The sequence below is a fragment of the Bacillus sp. AM 13(2015) genome, from assembly GCF_001518755.1.
GTDB lineage: Bacteria > Bacillota > Bacilli > Bacillales > Bacillaceae > Bacillus > Bacillus safensis.
The window spans coordinates 1-5,627 of sequence record NZ_LKCP01000076.1; the positions used below are offsets into that span (position 1 = coordinate 1).

The window sequence follows — 5,627 nt, forward strand, 5'->3', positions numbered from 1 at the left end:
CATCAAACTTGATGTCTCATATAAATCATTTGAGAGTCAGGTGCACCGAACAGCATATCTCCGAACGAAATTTCAAGATCGTCTTGATGGAGGTCTTCCTAAGAAACAAGAATTTATGCTGTATCCAAAGGAACAGCAGCTCAATCTCGTATACGATTTTATATTAAGGGAGCTTCGTAACAGATATTAATCAAAAGCCAGCGGCAGAGCAGCCGCTGGACCTCTTATCTCATATGGACTTCATGCAATGTAAAAAGGGGGACATACATCATAAAGATGAATTCATTGAAACCAAATACGTATGTCTCGTCGTCTATTGGTTGTATTGGGAAATGACAGGGAAATGTGAATCCTTAGACGTATTTTCATCTATTTATTCATAAATCACAGAAGTGACACGAGCTTGTCTGTTACAATAAAAGAAATCAATTCTTGCGAAGTATTTTTATGTAGTAAAGGATGCTTATATTTGACCGATATGAACGAGTGGGATGAAGAAATGGAGGCTCTGTATGAAAAAACAATCACATTTGGTGCTGCTATTTATCCTAACAGTGACATTACTAGCAGCCTGTCAGCAAGCAGGTCAATCGCCTTCAAAACAAGACGCAAAAGAAGCTGCTTATGAACAATGGGTTCAATCTTATATGGATGAGTTAAATGAATCATATGAAAAGATGACCGATCAGTTTATCTCAGATGGACATGGAAAAATTCAAACAAATAAAAAATTGACAGAAGCGACGAAAGCATTTGATCGTGTGATTCAAAAAGGGCTTGATCATCAAGAAGTTCCAGCCGCTTATCAAAAGGCCGATCAACAATTAAAGACAGGCCTGGCTTCATTTGAAAAAGGGGTTAGTAAGGTGGAGAAGCTCTTGAAGCATCCCGATCAAGAAAAGCTGTTTATATCCGCTACCCATCATTTTCAGGATGGCTTGCAGCAGACAGCCGCATTTATTGAAGAAGTAGGTCAGATTCAGCAATCATCCTAAAAAAGCTTGGAAGGTTTACTTCCAGGCTTTTTTAGATGTGCAGTATTTTCTTTAAACGGCGAACGCCCTCTTGAATCATGCTATCGTCCGTACAGGCGAATCCTAGCAGTAATCCCTTTCGATTGCTTTCAAAACAATAAGGACTTAAGGGATAAATGCCAACGCCAGCTGCCTTTGCTGCTTCAATGCTTCCTTTTTCATCAAAGTCTGGTGTTCCTTCTAAAAAGACATGAAGGCCCGTATCGGTTCCATAGATACGGAAGTGTTTGTCAAATTGATGTGCCAAAAGGGCTTCCATCATGGCCGCCTGTCTTTTTTTATACAGCTGTCTCATTCGCCTGACATATCGGGTGAATTCTCCTTCTTTGAAAAAAGAAGCAAGTGTGATTTGTTCCATAATGGGCAGCTGTCTTTGAATGAGTGATTGCAGTGCGGCAATTTCTTTTATGACTGCTTTGGTACCGATAATGGCAGCAAGCCGGATGCCAGGCGCCAGCACCTTTGAGAAGCTTAAGATGTAAATCACATGCTCGGGTGCTTCTGAAAATAGGGAAGGGAGCGGCCCGCCATGGTAACGATAATCTCCATCAAAATCATCCTCTAATATATAAGACTGATGGCTGACAGCAAACTTTAGCAGCTGCTGCCTTCTGTTTACACTCATACATACTCCAGTTGGACGCTGATGGGAGGGCGTCACAGCAATCAGTTTTGTTCGCTGGGGCAATGTATTCACCATCATTCCTTCTTCATCAACTGGTGCGGGGTGAATGTTCATTTCGCGATGCATAAACGACAGCCTTGCCCCAGGAAAACCTGGATCTTCAACAGCTACTGTATCCCCTTTTTTAAGCAATACCTGTGAAATCAAATCAATGGCTTGCTGGGTGCCACCTGTTAACACCATTTGATCTTCTTCTACTTCAATCCCGCGCTCAACAGATAAATATTGGCGTATTTCTGAACGCACTTCCCATAATCCATGCGGGGAGGAATAGCCCCAATTCTTCATATCTAATCGCTGTAATGCTTTCATGAGCGAGCGTTTCCATATGTTTTGAAAGTGGTCATCGATCGCCGGTTCCTGATGACGAAAATCAATATCGAGCTTCTCATGAAATTGATTGGCTGACAGCCAATGGTCCATTTGTTTTTCGGCTTCTTCAAAGTGAGGTCTTATCGGAGGTGGGAAAGGCGGTTCACTTTGATGGGGAGGGGAAGCTGTATATTGATCACTTGAAATGACCTTTGTACCGCCTCTTCTAGATGTGCTGACGTAGCCTCTTGCCAGCAGTTCATCGTAGGCAAGCTGGACGGTTGATCTTGATACATTAAGCTCCTGTGCGAGCACTCTTGTCGGTGTTAACTGATCGTCAGGATGCAGTTTTTGTGAATGAATTTTTTGAATGATCTCATTTACGATTTGCTGCCAGAGCGGGGTGGCGCTTGAACGGTCTAAATGAATATACATCGTGCACCTTCTCTCGTTTTCACATCATAAGATGATGATGACACGGAATTATGGACTGGTCAATAGTGCCGTTTTTGGATGTAGGAAGTAAGCCAAATGGTGTGTACACTGTTCTCATATGCAATGACATAGAGGAGAGAGTCAAATGATCCCAGCATCCAAAGAAGAAACGGCACACTTATCCATGATCCCGTTTATTTTCGTTTTACTTGGTCTTTTTATGATTACGATTGCTGTGAATCTGCAAGTGCCCCTTTATACGGCGTATGCAGAACAAGCAGGGTACGGAAAGGCGGCAACAGCACTTGTATTTGCTGCGTATGTCTTCGGACTCATTCCAGTTTTGCTTTTTCTTGGCGGCATTTCTGACCGGGCTGGACGCAAACCGATTTTATTGGTTGCGCTTAGCTTTTCGTTATGTGCCACCTTGTTGATGATTGTACATCCTTCCATACAGATGCTTTTTGCTGCCCGGCTGCTGCAAGGTGTCGGTCTTGGTCTTAGCGTTGGAACATGCACCGCATATTTGATTGCTTTATATCCTGAGAAATCAAGCTGGATTCCAACTTTTATTGCATTATGCAGTTCGGTTGGATTTGGAGGCGGTGCTCTTTTTACGGCACTTCTTTCTTTTCAGCGTGTGTCGCTCACGCCGCTTAGCTATTGGATTGTGCTGGCCTTTTTGTTCTTAACTATTGTGGGTGTCTTCTTTTTCGTTCCGCCTGTCCAAGGAGATTCAGGTAAACCGATGATGAACATGCCAAGATTTCCAAAAGGAACAATGCCGGCGAATGCAGCCATTGCTATCGCGTGGTCGGTGTGCGGCCTTGTCATTTCAATTTTGCCAGCACAGCTTAAATTAAATGGTTATGAATTGTGGGTAGGACCGGCGCTCTTTTTGATTAATATGGCAGGTGTCCTGATGCAGCCCTTTGTGCGCAAGATGAATAGCAGCACAGCGCTTCTTTTGGGGTTTATCTGTCTTCCATGCGGATATGGCCTCTTGCTATACGGTGCAAACAGCGGATCTATCTTCCTTGTGCTTGCCGGAACGATGCTGGCGGGTACTGCCTGCTATGGATTTACTTATTTAGGCGGACTTCAGCTCATTGTTGAGCGAGGGAAAAAAGAGGCGGCTAGAGCCGTTGCAGGCTATTACTTGTTTGCTTATTTAGGTCTTGGTATTCCAAGTGTGTTTGTTGGCCTCTTCGCTGATATTTACGGTACTCAACTCGTATTAACCCTATTTTTCTTGCTCGTTTTGGCTGCCTGCCTCATTTTATTCATCTCAGGTGTCAGACAGAAACAAAAGTAAGGTGTCCATCTTTCTCTTTCTCCTCCAATTCGTTTAAAATATAGAGAGGAGAGGGGAAGATGAACATGAAAAAAGTGCAGCTGGACGGCGCAGTGTGCAGGTCGCAAGAAGAGCTTCACGATCAGCTAAAAAACGTTTTACACCTTCCTGATTATTACGGGAAAAACCTTGATGCTCTTTGGGACTGTTTAACAGGAGAGGTGAATCTTCCAGTAGAACTGACATGGGTGAATTTTCAAACGAGCAAAGACGCTCTTGGCGATTATGCTGAGAGGTTGCGTCAGTTATTTCAAGAAGCAGAAGAAGAACTGAAGGGACAATTTCAATTTGATATTCAATCATGATGGAAAAAGCAGCCGCTGCCGCAGGCTGTTTTTTGATTTAGATTTGTAAATAGGTGAGCTGTCTGAAGCTTAAGATTGTGGATTCATAAAAATATGTTGTATGAAGGAAACTTTCATCAAAATATGTTATAGTGGGACCTACATTGATAGACTAAGATAGAGTGAGGGTTCGGAAAGGATGAAGGAAAAAACAAGATCAAAAAGAAGACTAAGGCCTTGGGTCAAAGCCGTGCTGTTTATCATGGCATTTGTCATGGTGATGGCAGTGTCCGTGACTGGATACGCATATTATAAAATTTCAAAAGCGTCGAATAAGGCGCAAGTATCATTAGAAAGAGGAGACACCTCGCAAAAGCGTGTGAAAGCTTTTGATCCAGGAAAAGACAGCTTTTCGGTGCTGCTGCTTGGAATTGACAGCCGTCCAGGTGAAACGGTAGACGAAGCAAGAAGTGATGCGGTCTTACTGGCGGCGGTGAACCGAACAGACAAAACCATTAAGCTTCTCAGTATTCCTCGTGATTCTTATGTGGATATACCGGGAAGAGGATATGATAAAATTGCTCACGCTCATGCGTTTGGAAGTGCAGATTTGTCAGTCAAAACGGTCGAAAACTTGTTGAACATTCCTGTAGACTATGTGATTTCAGGGAACTTTAAAGCATTTCAAGACATTGTGGATGAGCTAAACGGAATTGATGTAACGATTGAAGATGAAAGCATCGTAAAACAGATGGAAAAGGATTCAAAAGGAAAAGTTCAAGTGCAGACAGGCACTCATAGACTGAATGGCGAAGAAGCTTTAGCCTTTGTGAGAACGAGAAAAGCAGACAGTGATCTCATGCGCGGAAAGCGCCAAATGGAAGCACTTCAAGCCATCTTTGAAAAATCTAAATCGATTTCTTCGATCCCGTCATACGACAACATCATTGATACGCTTGGTGATAATGTCTCAACCAATCTTTCCATGAAACAGTTCATCGGTCTTTTTCCATTACTGAGCTCATTGAAATCAGTAGATACCATTCAGCTAAAGGGACATGATTATCAGCCTGGGAATGTGTATTATTTTGAGTTAGATGGACCAGGATTAAACGAAGTGAGAACAGAGCTGAGAAAACAGCTTGAATTATCATAAATAAGTAGGAGCCTGCCGCCGCGGCAGGCTTTTTTTGCATGTGTAACGCGCAACATTTCAGCCTATAGTTCATTTGTTTGTTGGAGAAAATATCGAGTCAGCAGTTCCTCTACCCGGTGACGTATACGCGGATTAAAGTATTTATGCTTTTCTTCATAGCCATTTATGATAAATAGATACGTTGTAAATCCCTCATCGTGTTCAATTTGCTGTACTTTCATACTTTCTTTACGTAAATGCTGCTTCAGTTCATAAAGTGCTTTCTGTGCTTCCTTTAACACAGAGGTCACAAGCTGAATGTATGGTTCATTTAATTTAAATGTTTGATGTTGTTATTTAGTGTGTCAGATCACGATTGAGGATGGAG

Annotated in this window: 7 protein-coding genes; 5 read left to right on the forward strand and 2 right to left on the reverse strand. The window is 42.5% G+C overall.

Annotated elements, in window-relative coordinates; genetic code table 11:
* Together AOQ70_RS12860 and AOQ70_RS12865 are read left to right on the forward strand one after the other, a co-directional pair.
* Positions 1-190, forward strand: a 190-nt coding sequence (locus AOQ70_RS12860) for a competence protein ComK (RefSeq protein WP_197414613.1), incomplete at its 5' end; no start/stop codon positions are given.
* 322 nt (positions 191-512) lie between these two features.
* Positions 513-995 (forward strand): hypothetical protein, encoded by a 483-nt coding sequence (locus tag AOQ70_RS12865; protein WP_039177626.1) that lies wholly within the window; start codon positions 513-515, stop codon positions 993-995.
* A gap of 31 nt (positions 996-1,026) precedes the next feature.
* Here AOQ70_RS12865 and pdxR read toward each other — a convergent pair whose 3' ends face one another.
* Entirely contained in the window at positions 1,027-2,466 is a 1,440-nt protein-coding gene (pdxR, locus tag AOQ70_RS12870) for a MocR-like pyridoxine biosynthesis transcription factor PdxR (RefSeq protein ID WP_059376670.1), read from the reverse strand.
* 145 nt (positions 2,467-2,611) lie between these two features.
* Between pdxR and AOQ70_RS12875 the strand changes: the two genes are divergently transcribed.
* The 3 genes from AOQ70_RS12875 (at position 2,612) to AOQ70_RS12885 (ending at position 5,260) form a co-directional block, all read left to right on the forward strand.
* A complete protein-coding gene (locus AOQ70_RS12875) occupies positions 2,612-3,781 on the forward strand; it encodes an MFS transporter (RefSeq protein ID WP_039177630.1) in 1,170 nt (389 codons plus the stop codon).
* A gap of 65 nt (positions 3,782-3,846) precedes the next feature.
* Positions 3,847-4,125 (forward strand): barstar family protein, encoded by a 279-nt coding sequence (locus AOQ70_RS12880; protein WP_039183050.1) that lies wholly within the window; start codon positions 3,847-3,849, stop codon positions 4,123-4,125.
* 178 nt (positions 4,126-4,303) lie between these two features.
* The gene (locus AOQ70_RS12885; protein WP_039177632.1) at positions 4,304-5,260 is read left to right on the forward strand and encodes an LCP family protein; all 957 of its coding nucleotides are present in this window, start codon (positions 4,304-4,306) and stop codon (positions 5,258-5,260) included.
* 62 nt (positions 5,261-5,322) lie between these two features.
* On the opposite strand, the gene AOQ70_RS12890 is transcribed toward AOQ70_RS12885, so the two are convergent.
* Positions 5,323-5,541, reverse strand: coding sequence for a hypothetical protein (locus AOQ70_RS12890; RefSeq protein ID WP_231730874.1), 219 nt, complete (start codon positions 5,539-5,541; stop codon positions 5,323-5,325).
* Positions 5,542-5,627: the final 86 nt, after the last annotated feature.

Bases quoted from the DNA above. Each gene is read 5' to 3' on its own strand.
- AOQ70_RS12865 (WP_039177626.1), top strand. From the start codon at position 513: ATGAAAAAACAATCACATTTGGTGCTGCTATTTATCCTAACAGTGACA.
- pdxR (WP_059376670.1), bottom strand. From the start codon at position 2,466: ATGTATATTCATTTAGACCGTTCAAGCGCCACCCCGCTCTGGCAGCAA.
- AOQ70_RS12875 (WP_039177630.1), top strand. From the start codon at position 2,612: ATGATCCCAGCATCCAAAGAAGAAACGGCACACTTATCCATGATCCCG.
- AOQ70_RS12880 (WP_039183050.1), top strand. From the start codon at position 3,847: ATGAAAAAAGTGCAGCTGGACGGCGCAGTGTGCAGGTCGCAAGAAGAG.
- AOQ70_RS12885 (WP_039177632.1), top strand. From the start codon at position 4,304: ATGAAGGAAAAAACAAGATCAAAAAGAAGACTAAGGCCTTGGGTCAAA.